The sequence below is a fragment of the Pseudomonas sp. NBRC 111138 genome, from assembly GCF_001320835.1.
Lineage (GTDB): Bacteria > Pseudomonadota > Gammaproteobacteria > Pseudomonadales > Pseudomonadaceae > Aquipseudomonas > Aquipseudomonas paracarnis.
Window position 1 is genome coordinate 14860 of sequence record NZ_BCBO01000045.1, and the last position, 20948, is coordinate 35807.

Consider the following 20948-nt stretch of genomic DNA (forward strand, 5'->3'; position numbering starts at 1 on the left):
AATTTGAAATGGATGTTCGCCAATTTGCCTTCCTGGTTCGCCAGCCTTCTGCTGCCCTGAAAAGCCGTGACGCGTTCCTGGGCCTGCCCAAACGTGGCGTGGCGCTGATCCTGGCCAACGCGCTGTTCTGGCAACCGCTGCTGGCCCAGGCCGAAGGCATCGTGGTCAGCGCGCCGGGCACCACGGTCGGCCAGGCGGGCAATGGCGTGCCGGTGGTAAACATCGCCGCCCCCAATGGCAGTGGCCTGTCCCACAACCAGTTCAAGGACTACAACGTCGGCGCCAACGGCGTGATACTCAACAACGCCACCGACCGTACCCAATCGACGCAACTGGGCGGCATCATCCTCGGCAACCCGAACCTGCAAGGCCGCGCCGCCAACATCATCCTCAACGAAGTCAACGGCGGCAGTCCCAGCCAACTGCGCGGCTACACCGAAGTGGCGGGCCAGTCGGCCAAGGTCATCGTCGCCAACCCCTATGGCATTACTTGCAGTGGCTGCGGCTTCATCAACACCCCCAACGTCACCCTGACCACCGGCAAACCGATACTCGACGCAAGCGGGCAACTGCAACGTTACCAGGTTGATGGCGGCGCCGTGACCATCGACGGCCAGGGCTTGAATGCCGATAACGTCGACCGCTTTGAAATCATCACCCGCTCGGCCAGGATTAACGCACAGATCAACGCGCGCAACTTGAGCGTGATTGCCGGGCGCAATGACGTCGATGCTAAAAGTCTGCAAGCCACCGCCCGGGCCGATGACGGCAGTGCCAAGCCGGAGCTGGCGATTGATTCGACGGCGTTGGGTGGGATGTATGCCGGGGCGATCAAACTGGTGGGCACCGAGGCCGGGGTGGGCGTGAAGCTCGACGGTACGTTAATGGCCAGTGGCGGTGATATTCAGCTCGATGCCAACGGACGTCTGAGTTTGGCCAATGCCAAAGCCAGCGAAGCGGTGGTGATCAAGGCCGGTCAATTGGACGCTGCGGGTGCGGTGTATGCCGGCACGCGAGTCGATGTACAAACCACGGCAGGCCTGAGCAACCAGAAAAGCCTGGCGGCCCGCGACAGCATCACCGTGACCAGCGGTGGGGCGCTGGTCAACAGCGGCATCATCGAAGCCGGTGTCAACGCCGATGAAAGCCGCAATGCCGGTGGCGATGTCAGTCTGCGCGCGGCAAACCTGATCAATAGCGGCAGCGTGGTTGCCAGCCGAACCCTTACCGCCACGGCCAACCAAACCTTGAACAATCAAGGCGGCACTCTGAGCGGTACCACCGCCGTGATTAACGCCGGTCAACTCGACAACCGTGGCGGTCGTGTACTGGGTAAGGACTCGCTCAAGGTCACGGCCACCGGTCTGGATAACCGCACCAACGGTCTGCTGCACAGTGAAAACAGCACCGACGTTACGGTGACCGCTGCGCTGGATAACCAGAACGGTCGCGTGATCGGCCTCAAGAACCTGACGCTCAACGCTGGCCAACTGACTAACGATAACGGCCTGGTCGCCAGCCAGGCGCAGGCCCGTGTAACCGCAGGGCAACTGAGTAACCAGGCGGGTGAAATCTCTGCCAGCCAGACAACCGTGATTGCCACGAACCTGGATAACCGTTCAGGCAAATTGCTGGGCAGCAACCTCAACGTAACCGCCAGCGGTGCCATCGATAACCGCCTGGGGATTTTCTCTGCGTCCAGCCTGACAGTACAGGCGGCCAGCCTGGATAACCGCGACAAAGGTTCCATCGCCGCCCAAGGCGTGATGAACCTGACCGTCGCCGGGCTGCTGGACAATCGCAATGAAGGCAACCTCGTCAGCCAGGGGGCTCAACAAATAACCGCAGGGCAGTTGAACAACAGCCAGGGCGGCCTGGTGTCCAGCAAAACCACCCTGGCGTTGCACGGCGACAGCCTGATCAACCAGGGTGGCGTGGTCATTGCCGACGGCGCGCTGACCCTCACCGGCGGCGATCTGGATAACAGCCAAGCGGGCGTGATCAGCACCAAGGCCGCCGCGCACGTGCAACTGAACCAGTTGAACAACAGCAATGGCGGCAAGTTGGGCAGCGATGGTGCGCTGACCCTCAACGCCAACCAGCTCGAAAACGGCGCCGGTCGCATCAGCGCCAAGGGCGACCTGCGGGCAACCGTCGGTGTGCTCAATCAACAAGCGGGCGAACTCGTCAGCGACGGTGCGCTGAACCTGACCGGCGCGTCCCTGGATAACCGCAACGGCGGCCTTATCGCTGCCACCAAGGGCGTGGACCTGCGCAGCCAGACCATCCTCAATCAGCAAGGCGAGATCTCCAGCCAGGCCAAGGTGCTGGTGGTCGCCGATCAACTGAACAACACCACCGGCAAGGTCATCGGCGACAGCGGCCTGACGCTCACGGTGCAGCGCCTGCTCAACCAGAGCAACGGCTTGCTGGCGGGGCGTGAGAGCCTGGCATTGAATGGCGACCAACTGGATAACAGCCTGGGTGGCCGCGTTACCAGCCAAAAAGACCTGACCATTAGCCTGACCGGAGACTTGCTCAACCAAGGGCAGGGCACGCTGCTGAGCGAGGGCGGACTGACCGTCAGGGCTGGCACCCTGGATAACAGCCGGGGCGGTATTCTTTCTGCGGCCAATGCGCTGTCGATCACCACCCAGGGCCAACTGAACAATCAGGCTGGCAAGCTGCTGGCCGATGGCACCGCCACGCTGGTCAGCACTGCGCTGAACAACAGCCAGGGCGGCGTGATCAGCGCCAAGCAACAGGTGGACGTGCGCAGCGCCGGCCTGGACAACAGCCAGCGCGGCAGCATCAGCAGTGACGCTGGCATCACCCTCAACGCAGGGCGACTGGACAACAGCCAACAAGGTTCGATCTTCGCCAAGTCCACGGTCAAGGCAACCCTGACCGGGCTGGACCAACATGATCGTGGCGAGCTGATCAGCAATACCAGCATCGACCTGGACTTGAGCCATGGGCAACTGATCAACCGTGACCACGGCCTGATCGCGACACCGGGCCAACTGCTGCTGAAAAACCTGGGCACCGTCGACAACAGTCAGGGCGGTGAAATCTCCAGCACCCAATCATTCCTGTTGATGGCCGATGCGCTGAATAACCGCGGCGGTAAAGTCATCAGTGGCGACAGCCTGCAGGTACGTATCGCCAAGGCGCTGGATAACAGTGTGGAAGGTGTACTGTCCGCCAAGAGCGTTCTGCAGGTGGCAGCTGACAGCCTGGACAACCAGGCCGGTGGCGCGCTCGCCAGCCGTGGTGCGCTGGAGCTGAAGGTCACCGGCGTGCTGGATAACCATAACCAGGGGCAGATCTTTGCCGCTACGGTTTTGACGACCACCTCAGGCTCCTTGAACAACAGCGACAAGGGCAGCCTCTCGGCCGGCACGCTACAGACGCTCAACACCGGCGCGCTGGACAATCACCAGGGCGGGCGAATCGTCAGCGATGGTAGCCAGACGGTCACCGCCGCCAATGTGGATAACCGCGCGGGTGTGATCGGCAGTCAACAGGCGTTGAACCTGACCACTGCCAACCTCGATAACACTGCCGGGTTGATCAACAGCCAGGCTGATTTGACTCTGACCGGGCAAACAGTCGACTCAAGCCTGGATGGCGAAATCTCAGCCAGGGGCGACTTGAAACTCATCGTCCAACAGCTGATCCAGCGCCAGGGCCGCTTGATCGGCGAACGCACTGTGAGCCTCGATCTGCAAGGCGGCAATCTCGATAACAGCGCAGGCTTGATCAGCGCCAAAGGCCCGCTGACCTTCGCGCGCCTGGTTAACCTGACCAACCGAGAACAAGGCGAAATCTCCAGCCAGACGGCGTTCACCATCGCCGCCAAACGCATCGATAACGGTGATCGCGGGGTCATCCTCAGTGCCGATCAATTGCGCCTTGAAGCGGATACCGTGGTCAACGCCAACAAGGGCTTGATCTCCGGCTGGAACGGTCTGACGGTGGTCGGCAATGGCCTCGACAACAGCGCCGAGGGCACGTTGTCGAGCAAGAGTGGCACCCTGCACACTGACCTCACCGGTGTATTGGATAACCACGCGGCGGGCGCCCTGGTCAGCATGGGCAAACAAACGCTCATCGCGGGCAGCCTGAACAATGATCAGGGGATCATCTCCGGCCAGGCCGATGTCGACCTCAACGTTGCCGGTCGCCTGGATAACAGCAACAACGGCCTGATTTCCGCAGCTCAACACCTGGGCTTCAATAATGCCCAGAGTCAAATTCTCAACCGTGGTGGGCGTATCAACGCCGCCAACATCACCTTTATCGGCGAGAGTCTCGACAACAGTGCTGGCCAACTGATCAGCCAGGGCACCTTGGACGGCACCCTCAGTGGTGCGCTGATCAACGCCAACAATGCGCGCCTGGCCAGTGGCGCAGCCCTGTTGCTGAACGCCGCCAGCCTGGGCAACCGAGGCGGCCAACTGGTCAGCCAGGATCGCCTTGACCTGACCCTCGCCAATGGCGATCTGGATAACAGCGCCAAAGGCACCCTCGCCAGCCAGAAAGACCTGGTGATCAAGCTGTTGGCCGGTGACGTTCAAAACCAGCAAGACGGCCTGATGTTCAGCCAGAAGGGCAAGCTCGACCTTACCGCCCGCACCCTCACCAACGATCAAGGCACGCTGCAAAGCCAGACCGATAACCGCCTGCGCCTCAGCGGCGCCCTGAGTAACCAGGGCGGCCGCGTCGACAGCCTCAGTGGCAACCTGGACCTGGAAACCGCCAGTGTAGCCAACACGGCCGGTGGCGTACTCAACAGCAGCAAGGGCTGGGTCAAACTGGTCACTGGGTTGTTCACTAACAGCAACGGCATCACTCAGGCGCAGTCGCTGGATATCCAAGCCAAGGGCGGGCTGCTCAACCAAATGGGGCATTTATCCGCACTCGGCGGTGAAAGCCGCATCGTCACCACGACCTTCAATAACCAGGGCGGCGGTGTCTACGCCGATACCTTGCTCAAGGTCACTGCCCAGGCTTTCGATAACCAGGGCACGGCGGCCGGTAAGGGCGGCAAGGTCGGTGCACGCAATATCGACTTTGGCCTCACTGGCGCCCTGAGCAATGGCTATGGCCTGATTGAAAGCGACGACGTCCTGCGCCTTGCTGCGCAAACCATCAACAACGTCGGCGGTAACCTGCGGGCCATGGGCCGTACGGGCACGACCGACATCGATGTTTCCGGCCTGTTCGATAACCGCTTCGGCGTGCTTGAAAGCGCCAACGAACACCTGAACCTGCAAGCCGCCGGCCTGGACAATAACGGCGGGCGCATCGTACACACCGGCACCGGTACGTTCGACCTGACCTCCGACCAAGTCACCCGGGCCGGCGGCAGCTTCGTCACCAACGGCCAGTTGGACATCAAGGCTGCCAGTTGGACCAACAGCAGCGTGATCCAGGCCGGGCGCCTGAACCTCGACATCGGCCAGTTCACCCAGACCGCCAGCGGCCAGTTGCTCGGTGCACAAAGCCTGGTCGGCATTGGCGACACCTGGACCAACGACGGCCTTCTGGCCAGTGATGGCACCCTCAGTGTGACGCTCACCGGTGGCTACAGCGGCAACGGCCGCGTCAGCAGCCTGGGCAACATGAGCCTCACCAGCGCCAGCATGGACCTGGGCGAGAACGCCCGCATTGCCGGCGGCGCACTCAACCAGGTCACTAGCACGAGCCTGAATAACCACGGGCGCCTGACTGCCATCGGCGACCTGACAGTCAATGCCACCACCCTGAACAACTACGGCACCCTGGGCGGCGCCGGAAAAGTCCGGCTGAACGCCACGCACCTGGTCAATGACAAGGGCTTGCTCTTCAGCGGCAACGACATGGCGTTGCGCGTCAATGATTTCAGCAACCGCTATGGCGACGTCTACAGCCTCGGCGCCCTGGACATCGCCCGGGATGATGCGAGCGCGCGCAGCAGCCTGATCGAGAACGTCTCCGGCAGCCTGGAAAGTGGCACCGGCATGCGCTTGCTGGCAGACACCCTGAGCAACCGTCGTGACCAGTTCACCACTGAAATGAAGCTGGTGTCGGGCAACCTCAATATCTATTGGAACGACTACTGCAAAGGCAAAGGCTGCGAGCTGTACTTCAACTCGGTGGAGAAATACGAAGATGTCATCACCGGCAGCTCGGCCTCTGCGTTCATCAACGCCGGTGGCGACCTGACTGTGGGCAGCCAGACCTTCGATAACCTTTATAGCTCGGTATCCGCCGCCGGGAATATCCTGATCAACACCGATGTGCTGACCAACCGCGGCGCGGCAGGCGGCGAAGAGCGTCACTTCAATTCCGGGCTCTATACCCGCGACCGTGGCATCTACAACACCTTCATGGAGCGCCAGAACCAGTTCAACATCTACAACAATCCCAACTCAGGCGACTACCGCCCGGGCCAGATGACGATGGACCAGGTCAGGGCAGGCGTTGGCAATTTCTATGAAAGCAGTAGCTATGTAGTGCCCACCACCGGCAGCGTGATTGCACAGGCGGTGATTCAGGCCGCAGGTGCGGTGACGGTTAATGCGACCTCCAGGATCGACAACAGCGTCATCCGCCCCAACGCCACCAACATCGACACCCCGGCGGCCAACCGCAACACCAACTCGGATGTATTTGCCTCCACGGTAAAACCGGCGATCACCGCACAGTTACCGCCAGACCTGGCCCAACGCCAAGTCAACCCGGTGACCTTGCCAGGCTTCAGTTTGCCGACCAGCCAGAACGGCCTGTTCCGTCTCAGCGGCCAGGCAGCGAACGCGGGTGTAGCGGGTAAAGCGGACACCGCTACCGGTGACTTCAGCGTCAACGGGCGTGTCATCACCGCCGCCGACCGCGAAAAAAACCTCGACTACACCGCCGTGCAAGAACGCGGTTTCAGCCTCGACGGCCAGCCCGTCAGCGGCGCAGTCAACGGCCAAGCCCCGCTGGCTCTGGACAGCCGTGCCCCATCAGTCACCCGCGTACAAGGCCTGCCGGAAATCACCCCGGTAGATAACAGCCACAAATACCTGATCGAAACCAACCCGGCGCTCACCGACCTCAAGCAGTTCATGAGCTCCGACTACCTGCTCGGCAAACTCGGCTACAACCCCGACGCCAGCTGGAAGCGCTTGGGCGATGGCCTGTACGAGCAACGCCTGATCCGCGAAGCCGTGGTGGCCCGCACCGGCCAACGCTACATCAACGGCCTTGCCAGTGATGACCAGTTGTTCCGCTACCTGATGGACAACGCCATCTCCTACAAGGACTCGCTCAACCTGCAACTGGGCGTGTCCCTTACCGCTGAGCAAGTGGCGGCGCTGACCCACGACATCGTGTGGATGGAAGAAGCCGAGGTCAACGGCCAGAAAGTCCTGACCCCCGTGCTCTACCTGGCCCAGGCCAACAACCGCCTGGCCCCCAACGGCGCGCTGATTCAGGGCCAGAACGTGAGCCTGGTCACCGGCGGCGACCTGCACAACAGCGGCACCCTGCGGGCCACCAACAACCTCAGCATGGTCGCCGGCAACATCGACAACAGCGGCCTGATGCAAGCCGGCAACCGCCTGGAAATGCTCGCCACCGACTCGATCCGCAACAGCCGTGGCGGCATCATCAATGGCCGCGACATCAGCGCCACTGCTGTGACCGGCGACATCATCAACGAGCGCACCGTCACCACCTTTAAACAGGAAGGCCAGGGCTACCAACTGCGCAACGACGTGGCCAGCGAAGCCTCCCGCTTCGAAGCCACCGACACGCTCAAACTGAACGCCGGCCGCGACGTGCTCAACCTCGGCAGCAACCTCAAGGCCGGTGGCAACGCCAGCGTAACCGCAGGGCGCGACGTACTGATCGCCAGCCAGACCGAACAGGACGACTACGCCTACCAACGCCGCCGCATCAGCGGCACCGAGCAAACCATCCTGCAACACACCTCCGCCGTGGACGTGGGCGGCAACCTCGCCATCGACGCCCGGCGCGACATCGCCGTGGTCGCCAGCACCGTCAGCGCCGCCAAAGACCTCAGCGTCAAAGCCGGCGAAAACCTGACCCTGGCCGCCGCCGCCAACGAACAACACGACTACTCCAAAGGCAAAAAAGGCGGCACCAAAACCACTACTCAACTGGACGACGTCACCCAACAAAGCGCCGAACTCAAAGCCGGCGGCGACCTGATCGCCATCGCCGGCACCGACCTGACTTTGGTTGCCAGCAAGATCAGCGCAGGCAATGAAGCCTATGTGCATGCGGATAACGAACTGCAAATGCTGGCGGCGCAGGACAGTCATTACTCGCTGTATGACATGAGCAAGAAGGGCAATTGGGGCAGCAAGAAGACTCAGCGTGATGAAGTGACCGATGTGAAGAGTGTCGGGAGCGAGATCAAGACTGGGGGTGATCTGACGCTGGAGAGTGGTGGGGATCAGAAGTATCAGGCGGCGAAGCTTGAGAGTGGTGGGGATATTGCGATTGTCAGTGGGGGGGCGGTTGAGTTTGAGGCGGTGAAGGATCTGCATCAGGAGAGTCATGAGAAGAGCAATAACAATGCCTTCTGGGTGTCCTCCAAAGGCAAAGGCAACACCGACGAAACACTGCGCCAGACCCAGATGGTTGCCGAGGGCAACATCGCGATCAAGGCGGTGGAAGGCCTGAAGATCGACGTCAATCAGGTCAATCAACAGACCGTCAGCCAATCGATTGAGGCGATGGTCAAGGCCGATCCGCAACTGGCCTGGATTAAGGATGCAGAGGCTCGTGGGGATGTGGACTGGAGGCAGGTCAAGGAGATTCATGACAGCTTCAAGTACAGCAACTCAGGGTTGGGGCCTGCGTCGCAGATCATTATTGCGATTGTGATGGCGGCGGTGGTTGGGCCGTTGGCTGCGGGTGCGGCTGCCAGCGCAGGGGCGGGCGTTGGCGTGGCAGCTGGAGCTGGAGCAGTGGCTGCAGGAGCAGCGACCAACGCTACGGTCAGTGTCGTTAACAACCGTGGCAACTTGGGCGCGGTACTCAAGGACGTGACTTCTTCGGATGCGATGAAGGGGTATGTGATTGCTGGCGTCACGGCTGGCATGACCGCTGCATATTTTGGTGATTGGACGGGGACTCAAACAAACACAATCACTGGGAAAGTCACGACGCCAGGTCTACTGAATACGTGGAGCGGTGTCGGTAAATTTGCCGCCAACCAGACGTTGCAAAGCGGCACATCCATGCTGCTGAGCAAGGCACTCGGGCAGGGCGGTAGCGCCAGCGATGCATTAAAAAGTGCGCTGTTCAATACGTTGGCGGCAGCTAGTTTCAATCTGGTGGGAAATTACACCCAAGGTGTAGTTGCCGATGGGTCGGCACCCAAGATTGCGATTCACGCGATGGTAGGTGGTTTGCTGGCTGAGGCTACGGGCGGCGATTTTAAAACCGGTGCGTTGGCAGCGGGGGCGAATGAGGCGCTGGTTACTCATCTGAATACGCTGGTTAACGGCAACGAAGAGTTGCTGACGATGAGTTCGCAGATCGTGGGTGTGTTGGCGGCTGCGGGGCAGAAAGATGCGGACGCTGCCAAGATCGAGAAAGGGGCTTGGGTTGCGCAAAACCTGACGCAATACAATTTTCTGGAGCATCTGCCACCAGGCTTAAGTGAATACGGATCAGCGGCGACTACTCTGGCAAAGGACATGCTGGAAAAAGGTGCCACTAACGACCAAATTGCCCAAGCACAGCTGGAGCTGGCCCAAGGACAAGGTTTTGAAGGGGTTCAACCGGCTAACGAGTTCGTCAAGGCTTGGGGCTATTTTATGGCCGGTGAACTCACAGGTGCTGGGCTGGCGGCAGTATTAGGTCGGCTTGTGATGGGAGGTGCAAAAGGATTGCCTTCCGCCCTGCAAAATTTCGGCGGCCGCACTTTCGATGATCTATCTGCCGCAGCTTCAAATCCTATCAATAAGGAAGGTCTGACAGAGGCTGCTAGGGCGCTCACAAAGCATGCTTCTGGCCAGCGAGCTACTGGAACGTTCCCAAAACTCACAGGTGGAATTGAAAAGCAAAATGCAACTGCACTCGGTATTATTGATGACGTTCTCAAGAATCCAAATTCAACATTCTCAAATTTGAGTCGCGGTGGGCTAGAGGTCCGGGCTCCCGATGGAAGAGGTCTGCGCTACAATAATGATGGCTCATTTTCTGGGTTTTTGGACCCTAAGGCGAAACCATGAAACTTGAAAGTAATTCGGATTTTGAAGTTCTGGGCTTTAGTGATAATCGCTATAAAAGGCTGACTGCGGAGATTCAATATAAAGGCGAACCAATTGCTCAAGTTAATCAGGATAAAGGGGTGGACGCTTTAGAGGTGGAGATCTTTGCTGACTTAAGTAGCGCGACTTTGAGAGTTCCATTCTCTGGTTTTTTTGAGGCGATGATTCTAGCGAAAGATTTCATTGTTGAGTCGGGGTGAGGCTAGAAGAAAAAATGGGGCAAATTTGAGCGTCACTTACTTGACAAGAAAAGGGGGCAGGTTTTTTGAGGTTTGGGCTTTGTGAAGATCTTGAGACGTAGCGGATGAGTCTCTGAAAAAATAAATCTGTCCATTTTTTTTCGTTCAATTACCTTACAAAGGTTCCACCGTTATCGGTCATGCACTATCGAAGCACGCGGGTAGAAATCCTGATATTTGGGGTAAGACTACAGGGTCTATGGCTACTTGGAACGAGCAGGCTATGAAGCAGTTACGTGAAATAATACGTGCTCCCGGCGAGTTTAAGTCGGTGACAACAGAAAAAGGAATTCCATTTATAGAGAAACGTCTTGGCGACGGGCGTGGCATACGGTTGAATTTAGATGGGGCATTTAAAGGGTTTGTCGACTAATTTATGAAAGAGTTATATGAGGTTGTTCTAGGTGGTGTGGTTGAAGACGATATTATTATTCTTCTGAAGGATTTGGAGAGTCATTCGGAGCGCGTCGACGATGTGACAGCTTCAGAAGTGCTCGGTATTGCGAGTTGCTTGGGCCTTGATCAAAGTATGGTTGCGGAGCTTTGTCGTTTTGAAGGTGATGTTTGTGTGTCTGCTAAGTTGTATGGTTTTGATATTGTATCTGCTTCCTCCGATTTTTTTGTATTACTTAGAGTTGTAAAATGTGGGGGCGGTGTTGACGTAGAGCTGTGTTTTGACGATTCTGTTTTTAATGATGTTGATAAAGTTATGCTTCTACTGCAGAAATATCTGAAAGAGATTTCTGATAGAGTTCGTATGAAGGAGTATTACGGAGGGATGGAGCCTGCTAAAGACTTAGGAACTCGGTACTTTACTGGCGAAATGTTAGGCCCTCTGGTTACGCGTTTTCGCTGACAGGTGGCAAAATGGGTGAGTATAAGCCTACATCCACGAAAACGACTTACGATCCAAAGGTTCTGCCGGATAGCAGGGTGGCTGATATGTCTAGTCGAGCGGCAGTCCAAGCCGAGTCTTTGTTTAAAACCAACCCAGCGTTGAGAGAAGCTAGTATTAAAGTTGATGGCTATCACTTCCAAGTGACACGTAATAGCAAGACAGGAGAAATAACAAATTCCTTTATCACTATGCCCCCGAGGACAAACTAATGGATAGCTTGGCTTGGCTTAAGAGGTTCAAGGAGTCATTTGCTTCAACTGGTCTGGACTATGAAGATCTTTACGAATTGATAGAGGCTTCTATGGCGAGGGGAAGGACTAATTTTCCAGCGTTCATCTATGACGCTTCGCAGGGATTTGGCTTCTCTGTGAGTGAAGGTTTTTTTTACGCCCTTGATCAGGACTGGGACGATCCAGAAAGTTTCAATAAGGTTAGTTTCTTTTTGGGCGAAGTGGAAACTTCAAGTATCCCAGTGCCTGACTACGTTTCCCTGATGAAAATTGCAGCAGATGTTTATTCTGCTTTCTTTCCTGATGATGGGGATGGCGTTCTAAGGTCTGCTGAAAGATTAGAAGAGCGTTACTCAAAAAAATTTTCAGTCTAGTTGGAGTGGAAAAGGGGCAGATTTATTTGATTGCTCTATTGGCGGTTTGCTGTTTAATAACGTGGTTTTATTTTTTGGTACCTGCTAGCTTTATAGTTAGCCAAAATGGATGTCTATAAGGCACCATTTTTTTGTAAGTATTCAATTGTTTAAATATAAGTGATAGATGGGGTAGGCCACGATATTTCGAATAAAACTGCGTAACCTATCCTCATCTATTTTTCTCCATTAAAAATCAGAGGGTTACTGGACTCGTTTTTTTCAGAGCATCGTTTACTAGAAGGTGCGCGCTTTCGATCAGCTGGGCCAACCCGAAGGTTTGAAGTCGCTGTGATCCGTTTGAGGAAAACGCCTGTTCATTCGCCATTGCTGATGCCGAAGCCAAAAGCTCACTCGCATTGAGAAAAAAGGGGACTGAGAAAAAAGGGGACAGATTTATTTTTTCCCCATTTGCTAGGCTGTAATTCTCTAAGGAAGGAGGTTACCTATGCCCAGAGTGGGACGTGTCGTTTTGCCCAACTATCCTCATCATGTTGTACAGCGTGGTCACAACCGCCAGGTGATCTTTGCTGCCGAGGAGGACTACCAGCGCTACGTGAGAGACCTTCGAGAGCTTAAGGACGCATTTGGCATAAAAATATACGCCTACTGTTTGATGACTAATCATGTCCATTTGCTGGTTTCTCCGGGTAACTCGGTTGCAGGGCTAGGGCAGTTAATGAAGGCGCTCGCGGCTCGGGCCACTCGGTATCGAAACAGGTTAGAAGGGCGGACAGGTACATTATGGGAGGGACGGTATAAATCAAGCGTGGTGCAAACGGAGGCTTACTTGCTAGCTTGCTGCAGGTACATTGAATTAAATCCGGTTCGTGCATGCATGGTAGCTGACGCGGCGGATTATCCATGGTCAAGTTACAGTGCCCGCACAGGGCTGGTGCCTGATAGTGACTGGCTTGATGTTGATGCTTGTTTTTCCATATTGGGAGATACAACGCTGAAGCGCCGCGAAAATTATAAGGTATTTGTGAAGCAGTCCGTTTCGAGTGATGAGACGAAAATTATTCGTGAGGCGTTGCAACGGGGGCAGCTTACCGGAACTGCTCGTTTCATTGAAGAAGTTGAGAGGATTGCAGGCGTTCGTATTGAGCGCCGAGGGCAAGGGCGGCCGAGGTTGGATGGTGGTAAATAAATCTGTCCCCTTTTTGGTCCGTCCCCTTTTTGGTCGCCCTTTTTGGTCGCTTTTTGCTCGTCCTGAACGTAACCTACAGGTATCCAATCAAGTGTGTTCAGAAAACCCGAGAGCCTTACACAGGTAAGGTTCTCGGGTTTTTTTTGCCCGTCAGAAATGTTTTCCCTGGCTCCCTCAGCCCGTTCATCCAAGCGATAGGTTCTTTTTTACTGATTTTGCCGGTAACTCCTGACTTCCGGTCTTTGATTGTTGGCTTTTATTTCTTTGCGCAATATTTTTTCGGTTTTTTTGAGCTTTTTGGATTTTTCTTTGGATTTTTTCATTCCGCAAACTCAACAACGCAATTTGTATCAAACTATGTTCGTTTAGTATTGGATCCAATCAGTCGGCATTGCCGGTGGTGTGTCTGACACAAACAAACTGCTGAAAAAGGAGAAACGCCATGATGCTCAAGGACCCTTCCCGCAAATATCGCCACTTCACCACGGTTAACCTGCCGGATCGCACATGGCCCAGCACTGTCCAGGCTGCCGCTCCCACCTGGTGCAGTGTGGATATGCGTGATGGCAACCAGGCTTTGATCGAGCCGATGAATGCCGAGCGCAAGCGGCGTTTCTTCGATTTGCTGGTGAAGGTCGGTTTCAAGCAGATCGAGGTGGGCTTTCCTGCCGCTTCGCAGACCGACTTTGACTATGTCCGTGAGCTGATTGAAAGCGGTTCGATTCCTGATGATGTGACGATTCAGGTCATGACCCAGGCGCGCAGCCACCTCATCGCGCGCACGTTTGAGGCGTTGAAGGGCGCGCCTCGCGCCATCGTGCATGTTTACAATGCGACGGCGCCTGTGTTTCGGGATGTTGTCTTCAATGTGGACAAGGCGGGCTGCATCGAGATTGCTACCCAGGCAACACGAGAGATCAAGCAGCACATGGACGCGAACCCCGATACGCAGTGGACGTTCCAGTACTCCCCGGAAACCTTTTGCTTCACCGAGCTGGATTTTGCATTGCAGGTGTGTGAAGCGGTGACGGATACGTTCGGGCCGACCCCGAGCAACAAGATGATCCTGAATCTGCCCACCACCGTGGAGGTGTCTACCGCCAATGTCTTCGCCGACCAGATCGAATGGTTCTGCCGGCACTTCAGTCGCCGTGACAGTGTGGTCATCAGCGTGCATCCGCACAATGATCGGGGCACTGGAGTTTCCACCGCGGAGCAGGCGTGCCTGGCCGGTGCCGAGCGTGTCGAGGGCACGTTGTTCGGTAACGGTGAGCGTACCGGCAACGTCGATATCCTCACGTTGGCGATGAACCTCTACACCAGCGGCATCGATCCGCAGTTGGATTTCTCCGACATCCTGCACGTCCAGCGTGAGGTGGAGTTCTGCAATCAGTTGCCGACCCATCCTCGTCACCCTTACGCCGGTGAGTTGGTGTTTACCGCGTTCTCCGGCTCGCATCAGGACGCGATCAAGAAAGGCTTTGCGGCGCGCCAGGCCAATCCGCAGGGCATGTGGGAAGTGCCGTATCTGCCTATCGATCCTGCCGATATGGGCCGTAGCTATGAAGCGGTGATTCGCGTGAACAGCCAGTCGGGCAAGGGGGGCGTGGCCTATCTGTTGGAGCAGCACGGCATTGTGATGCCGCGTCGCTTGCAGATGGAGTTCAGCAGCCTGGTACAACAGGAAGCCGATGGCTCCGGCCAGGAAATCAGTGGCGAGATGATCCTTGCCTGCTTCACCCGGCATTACCTGGAGCAGGGCAAGCCTTACGCGTTACGAGCCCCCAAACTGGTGAGCGAGGGCGATGTGACTTACCTGGAGGCCACCCTTGAACAAGGTACACAGCGCATCGACTTGAGTGGCGAGGGCAACGGCCCGCTTGCGGCGCTGGTCGATGCGTTTGCCCAGCGTGGCATTCATTTTGATATCGCCGATTACCACGAACATGCCACCCGTGACGGTGCCCAGGCTGAGGCGTTGGCCTATGTGGAAATTCGCGTGGGCAACCAGTTGCTGTTCGGCGCCGCTCGCGATGGCAGTAGCCTGCTCGCTTCCCTCGAAGCGGTCACCAGTGCGGTCAATCGTGCATCGCGCCTGGGCCTGCTCAGCGTGGTGAATGCTGCGGTGCCGTCCTGAGATGAACGCGCATACCGCATTGGCGGCACTTGCCGGTAATTATGGCCACGGTGACATCGTGGCCTCGCATCGACATGACGAAGGCCAACTGGTCTACGCCATCAACGGCGTGATGCTTGTGTCGGTGGAGGAGACCACCTGGGTGGTACCTTCCGGGCATGCCCTGTGGGTGCCTTCAGGTTTGGAACATCAGATCCGCATGACCGGCGAAGTGCGCATGCGCACTTTGTTGATCTCACCGGGAGCGCACCGTCGTTTGACGGAGGAGTGCGAGGTCATCAGGGTTTCACCCTTGCTGCGCGAGCTGATTGTGGCCGCCGGCGATGAGCCTGACAGCCACCCGGCGTCGTTGCGGCATGTACAGATTGTCGAGCTGATTTTCTCGGAACTTGACCGTGCGCAAAGGGTGCTGGCTCACGTGCCGATACCGGACGAGCCGAGGCTCAAGTCTCTGTGTGCGGACTTTATCGACAACCCTTCTCAGGAGTCGAAACTGGAGAGTTGGGCGGTGCAACTCAATATGAGTTCACGCACCTTGGCTCGGCTGTTCCAGAAAGAGTTGGGCATGAGTTACGGCGAGTGGCGCAAGCGCACGCGGCTGCTGCTCAGCATGCAGCGGCTGGCCAGTGGTGCCTCCATCCTTGAAGTGGCATTGGAGCATGGTTATCAGAGTCCGAGTGCATTTACCGCGATGTTCAAACGCACCATGGGCTACACCCCGAGTAACTGTCGCTTGGTCTGAATCTGACTGGCGATAGCACCACCTCCTTTTGAACATGGCCCCGCCTCCAGGCAGGGCCATGTTTACCTGTGCCTGGTGTATGGAGCCTGCGGCGCAGAGGGCGCGCCGGCACATTGTCCCAATCGAAACGATGGTTGTCTGGAACTCGGGAGATGCGCAAGCGGTTGCTCTCTTACCCTGCGTCTCTACTTGGCATTCTGGATTTCTTCGATGGGTTCGCCTTCTCTTTTCCCACGGCATTGCCGTCTTTCGCTGCTTGGCATGGCGGTGGCGTTGTTGGCGGGTTGTTCGTCCTGGGTCGCCCATACACCGGCACAGCCACATCCGGAACGCATCAATGCCCTGAGCCACCTGCCCCAAGGTGTCTCGGACCAAGCGTTACCTGAGCGCTGGTGGCAGTTGTATAACGATCCGCAACTCGATGCGCTGGTGCAACAGGCGTTGCTGCACAACCGCGACCTGGCGGCGGCCCAGGCCCATGTGCAAGCGATGCTGGCCGGGATCCAGCAGGCCGATGCCGAGCGCTGGCCGTCCACCCAGGCGTCGCTGGGGGCCGCTTATGGCAAGACGGCCGATGACCAGACGCTGGCCAAGGCCACCGATAGCGATGCGCCGTCAGAGTGGGCATTCAACCCAGGCTTCGAGCTGGCTTATCAAGTGGATGTGTGGGGCCAGGTTCAGCGCACCATTGAACGTGCCCAAGTGCAAACCGCAGCGGCGCAGGATGCCGAGGACTTGCTGCGCATCACGGTCGTGGCGCAAACCACTCGCGCCTATGTGAATGCCTGCGCCCTGGGGGCGCGTGCCAAGGTACAGCGCCATTCGTTGGACGTGGTCGGGCATAGCCTGGCGTTGACCGATCGCCAGCGCCAGGCCGGTGTGGTGACAGACCTTGAATACAGCCGCATGCAAGCCCTGCAAGGCGAAACCCAGGCGTTGCTGCCGATGTTGGAGGCGCGTCGACAAGCCGCGCTCTACGAATTGGCCATGCTGACCGGCGTCGCTGAACTGGACCAAGGCTCTGGCGCCGCAACGTGTGAAGTGGTGCCCCAACTCAATGCCGAGTTGCCGGTGGGTGATGGCTGGCAACTATTGGCGCGCCGCCCCGACATACGTCAGGCCGAGCGCGCGTTGCAGGCGGCCACGCTGCAAGTGGATATCGTCCAGGCCGACCTGTACCCCAAGGTGACCTTCGGCGCTTCAGTGTCCTCCTCGGCCAACAAACCCCATGAGCTGGGGGACAGCAGTGCGGTGATGTTCGGCATCGGCCCACTGATTACCTGGCAGTTCCCTAATTGGCAGGCCAACCGCGCGCGGGTCAAGCAGGCACGGGCACTCGAGCAGGTGGAGGTCGCGCAGTTCGAGGCCAGCGTCCTCAAGGCCCTCAAGGAGGTGCGCCAGGCCCTGGCGTTGTACGACGGCGAACGGCAGCGCCACGCGGCCTTGAGCCGGGCGCTGGACAGCAGCCGCCAAGCCTACAAGTTGGCCCAATTCAACTACGACGCCGGTTCTATCGACTTTCTCGACGTGCTGGACAGTGAGCGTGAACTGATCCGCTTGCAGGCCACGCGCGCCGACGCCGATGGCCAGTTACTGCAACGCCAGATCGGCCTATTCCGTGCCCTTGGTGGCGGTTGGCAGTCCGGCGCCGTCGATACCCCGGCCGCTGCGCCCACCCACGCGTCTATCCCTTCTTCCGGTACCCAGCCATGAATATCGCCGTTGATGAAAAAACTGCTGTCCAGGACGAGCAGGAGAATGTGCTCGAGCAACTTATGCATGCGCGTAAGCAACGGCGCAAAAGAAACCTGATCCTGCTGGGCGGCGCCGGGTTGTTGATCGCGGCGGTGGTGTTCGGCGTGTACTGGATGACCGTCGGCCGCTATCTGGAGCAGACCGATGATGCGTATGTGCGGGCCGACTGGATCCCCATCAGCCCGAAAGTCTCAGGCTACGTGGCCGAGGTGATAGTAGAGGATGATCAGCCGGTCAAGGCAGGGGATGTGCTGGTACGCATCGAGGACCGTGACTACCAGGCCCGCTTGGCACAAGCCCGCGCAGAACTGGCCGAGACCCAGGCCTCGGTGGCAGCGCAAGAGGCCAACTTGACAGTCACTGACAGCCTGATCGCCCAGCAAAAGGCCGGGGTTGCCCAGGCTGAGGCCCATGCTCGCAGTGTGGCCGCTGAGTTACGCCGCGCAAGCCTTGACCAGCGTCGCTACGAAGGCTTGGTGCGCGAACATGCTGCCAGCACGCAGCGTCTGGAAACGGCCGCCGCCAGTTACACCCAGGCCAATGCTGCGGTGGAAATTGCCAAGGCGATGCAACGCCAGCAGGAAACCCGCTTGACCGTGGCCACCACCCGCCGTCAACTGGCTCAGGCTTCGCTCCAGCAGCAGATAGCCCGGCGCAGCCAGGCCGAGGCGCAGTTGAACCTGGCGACGCATGCGTTGGAGGACACCTTGATCCGCTCACCCATCGACGGCGTGGTGGGGCAGCGCAAAGTCCGTACCCGCCAATACGTCGCGCCAGGGTTGCCACTGCTGGCGGTGGTGCCTTTGCAGCAGGCTTACGTCGTGGCCAACTACAAAGAAACTCAATTGCGCGATATGCGTGCCGGCCAACCGGTGGATATCAGCGTCGACAGTTATTCGGGGCGCAAGCTCAAAGGCCATGTGGTGAGCTTCTCGCCAGGCTCCGGGGCGGTGTTCGCACTGTTGCCGTCGGACAACGCTACCGGCAACTTCACCAAGATCGTGCAACGCTTTCCAGTCAAGATCGTCATTGATGAGCATGACGAAGGCGGGCCCATCCTGCCGGGCATGTCGGTGATCACCACGGTGGACACCCGCCCAGCTGAGCAGGGCGCTGCACATGACTGAAGCGGCTGAAAAGAGCGTCTCCTTTCGCGCCTGGGTGGCGGTGATCGGGGGGCTGTTCGGCTGTTTCATGGCCGGCATGAACGTGCACGTGACCAGCGCCGCGCTGCCGGAGATCGAAGGCTCCCTGGGCGCGACGTTCGAGGAAGGCTCGTGGATCTCCACCGCCTACCTGGTCGCGGAAATCGTGATGATCCCGCTGACCGCCTGGTTGGTGCAGGTGTTCTCTCTGCGACGTGTGATGCTCGTGGGCTCGTTTGTATTTTTGGTGGCGTCCATTGCCTGCTCCTGGGCGCCCAACCTGGAAGTGATGATCATCATTCGGGTAATCCAGGGCGCTGCCGGCGCAGTGCTGATTCCCTTGTCATTCCAGCTGATCATCACTGAACTGCCGCCCAGCAAGATCGCGATGGGCATGGCGCTGTTCGCGTTGTCCAACAGCGTCGCCCAGGCCGCCGGGCCGTCCATTGGCGGCTGGCTGACCGATGCCTATTCCTGGCGCTGGATCTTCTACCTGCAACTGGCCCCCGGCATTCTCTTGCTGTTGGCGGTGGCATGGTCGATCGATGCCAAGCCCATGCAGTTGAGCCTGCTCAAGCGCGGCGACTGGGGCGGGATCATCGCCATGATCGTCGGCCTGGGTGGCTTGCAGATCGTGCTGGAAGAAGGTGGCCGCAAGGACTGGTTCGGCTCCGATTTCATTGTATGGATGTCACTGATTGCCGGCGTTGCCTTGGTGTACTTCGTGCTGTCGCAGTTGTATGGCAGTCGCTCCTTCATCAACCTGCGCCTGCTCAAGAGCTACAACTTCGGCGTGGCCAGCGCAGCGATGTTCATCTTTGGCGCGGCCACCTTCGGCCTGGTGTTCCTGGTGCCCAATTACCTGTCTCAGTTGCAGGGCTACAACGCCCGGGAGATTGGCATCAGCCTGATCGCCTACGGCATGGTGCAACTGGTACTGGCGCCGTTCATGCCGCGCCTGATGAAGTGGCTCAACCCGAAACTGATGGTTGCCAGTGGCTTTTTCATCATGGCCCTGGGGTGCTATCTCGGCGCGCACCTGGACGTGGACAGCGCCGCCAACGTGATTATTCCGTCCACCGTGGTACGGGGCATCGGGCAGCCGCTGATCATGGTGGCGCTTTCCGTGCTGGCGGTGTCTGGCCTGGCCAAAGATGAAGCCGGCTCGGCCTCGGCCTTGTTTTCCATGCTGCGTAACTTGGGTGGTGCCGTGGGCACGGCGGGCCTGACGCAGATCGTGGCCATGCGCGAGCGCTTTCACTCTGAGCGGGTAGGGGAGTCGATCACCCTGTTTTCCCCGGCCTTTCAGGAGCGCCTGCGCGCCAGCATGGCCGACAGCGAGGCTTTTATCTTCAACCAGCTATTACCCGCTCAACAGCAGGTCCTTGAGGGCTTGATCCACACCGTGCGTCGTGAGGCGTACCTGATGGCCTACAGCGATGCGTTCTATGTGTCCTGTATTGCTTTGATCTTGTGCGGGGTCGCGGCCCTGGCATTGCGCCAATCAGCAAAGAACTGAACTCATTACTGCCCGCAGGTAATACGCGGGCGCTTATCAGCGGTAAGAGGGAACTTGAATGGTAAAAAGGCGAATGGCCGCGTTCATAGACTAGTTAATTGCTAACTTAGCAATTCCATACAGTTTGTTTGCACTCCCTTGAGGGGTGTTAGCCAACTATTGCCTGGCGAAGTTGATTTTATTAACTTCGGTCGGGCTTCTGTTTTTGTGGGTTTTACAACTTGGAAATAAATTGTATTAATTTTCCAAAAAACACTTGCTGATCATCATGAACTTCCTCTAAGTTTCGTCTTGCTTCGACGGCTGACCTTCGGGTCACGGAAGCATAACCGTACAACTTAATTGAATAAGACTCTAGCACTGGCCAAGAACGGCGAGGCAGGCCTGCTTATGCCTGAAAAAAGGTAAGCGGGTATCTCTCGAGTGGTCAGCGTTAACTAAAG

General features: G+C 57.8%; 12 protein-coding genes. 11 read left to right on the forward strand and 1 reads right to left on the reverse strand.

Annotated elements, in window-relative coordinates; translation table 11 throughout:
* The first annotated feature begins 8 nt into the window (after positions 1-8).
* The 5 genes from APH41_RS08530 to APH41_RS08545 all read left to right on the forward strand — a co-directional run bounded on the left by APH41_RS08530 (position 9) and on the right by APH41_RS08545 (position 12018).
* A complete protein-coding gene (locus APH41_RS08530) occupies positions 9-10238 on the forward strand; it encodes a filamentous hemagglutinin N-terminal domain-containing protein (RefSeq protein ID WP_256220198.1) in 10230 nt (3409 codons plus the stop codon).
* Positions 10235-10477 (forward strand): hypothetical protein, encoded by a 243-nt coding sequence (locus tag APH41_RS08535; RefSeq protein WP_054897997.1) that lies wholly within the window; start codon positions 10235-10237, stop codon positions 10475-10477. Before APH41_RS08530 ends, APH41_RS08535 begins: the two co-directional genes overlap by 4 nt.
* Positions 10478-10739: 262 nt before the next feature.
* Positions 10740-10889 carry a hypothetical protein gene (locus APH41_RS29025; RefSeq protein ID WP_164919369.1) on the forward strand — a complete coding sequence of 50 codons (150 nt, stop codon included), beginning with the start codon at positions 10740-10742 and terminating at the stop codon, positions 10887-10889.
* A gap of 3 nt (positions 10890-10892) precedes the next feature.
* On the forward strand, positions 10893-11372 hold the full coding sequence (locus APH41_RS08540; protein ID WP_054918449.1) for a hypothetical protein: 480 nt from the start codon (positions 10893-10895) through the stop codon (positions 11370-11372).
* Positions 11373-11622: 250 nt separating this feature from the next.
* Positions 11623-12018 (forward strand): hypothetical protein, encoded by a 396-nt coding sequence (locus APH41_RS08545; protein ID WP_054918452.1) that lies wholly within the window; start codon positions 11623-11625, stop codon positions 12016-12018.
* Positions 12019-12253: 235 nt separating this feature from the next.
* Here APH41_RS08545 and APH41_RS29635 read toward each other — a convergent pair whose 3' ends face one another.
* Positions 12254-12457, reverse strand: a complete 204-nt coding sequence (locus APH41_RS29635) for a DUF6124 family protein (protein WP_371262619.1) — start codon at positions 12455-12457, stop codon at positions 12254-12256.
* Positions 12458-12505: 48 nt separating this feature from the next.
* Between APH41_RS29635 and APH41_RS08550 the strand changes: the two genes are divergently transcribed.
* From APH41_RS08550 to APH41_RS08575, 6 genes are all read left to right on the forward strand, one after another.
* The gene (locus APH41_RS08550) at positions 12506-13207 is read left to right on the forward strand and encodes a transposase (RefSeq protein ID WP_054918456.1); all 702 of its coding nucleotides are present in this window, start codon (positions 12506-12508) and stop codon (positions 13205-13207) included.
* A 442-nt stretch (positions 13208-13649) separates the two neighbouring features.
* Positions 13650-15344, forward strand: coding sequence for a 2-isopropylmalate synthase (gene leuA / locus APH41_RS08555; RefSeq protein WP_034128567.1), 1695 nt, complete (start codon positions 13650-13652; stop codon positions 15342-15344).
* A gap of 1 nt (position 15345) precedes the next feature.
* Positions 15346-16086: a helix-turn-helix domain-containing protein gene (locus tag APH41_RS08560; protein ID WP_054899116.1), complete on the forward strand. Its 741-nt coding sequence runs from the start codon at positions 15346-15348 to the stop codon at positions 16084-16086.
* A gap of 210 nt (positions 16087-16296) precedes the next feature.
* Positions 16297-17799 carry an efflux transporter outer membrane subunit gene (locus APH41_RS08565; RefSeq protein ID WP_054918459.1) on the forward strand — a complete coding sequence of 501 codons (1503 nt, stop codon included), beginning with the start codon at positions 16297-16299 and terminating at the stop codon, positions 17797-17799.
* On the forward strand, positions 17796-18968 hold the full coding sequence (locus APH41_RS08570; RefSeq protein ID WP_054918464.1) for an HlyD family secretion protein: 1173 nt from the start codon (positions 17796-17798) through the stop codon (positions 18966-18968). The genes APH41_RS08565 and APH41_RS08570 overlap by 4 nt, the downstream gene beginning before the upstream one ends.
* Positions 18961-20505 carry an MDR family MFS transporter gene (locus tag APH41_RS08575; RefSeq protein ID WP_054918466.1) on the forward strand — a complete coding sequence of 515 codons (1545 nt, stop codon included), beginning with the start codon at positions 18961-18963 and terminating at the stop codon, positions 20503-20505. Before APH41_RS08570 ends, APH41_RS08575 begins: the two co-directional genes overlap by 8 nt.
* Positions 20506-20948 lie beyond the last annotated feature (443 nt).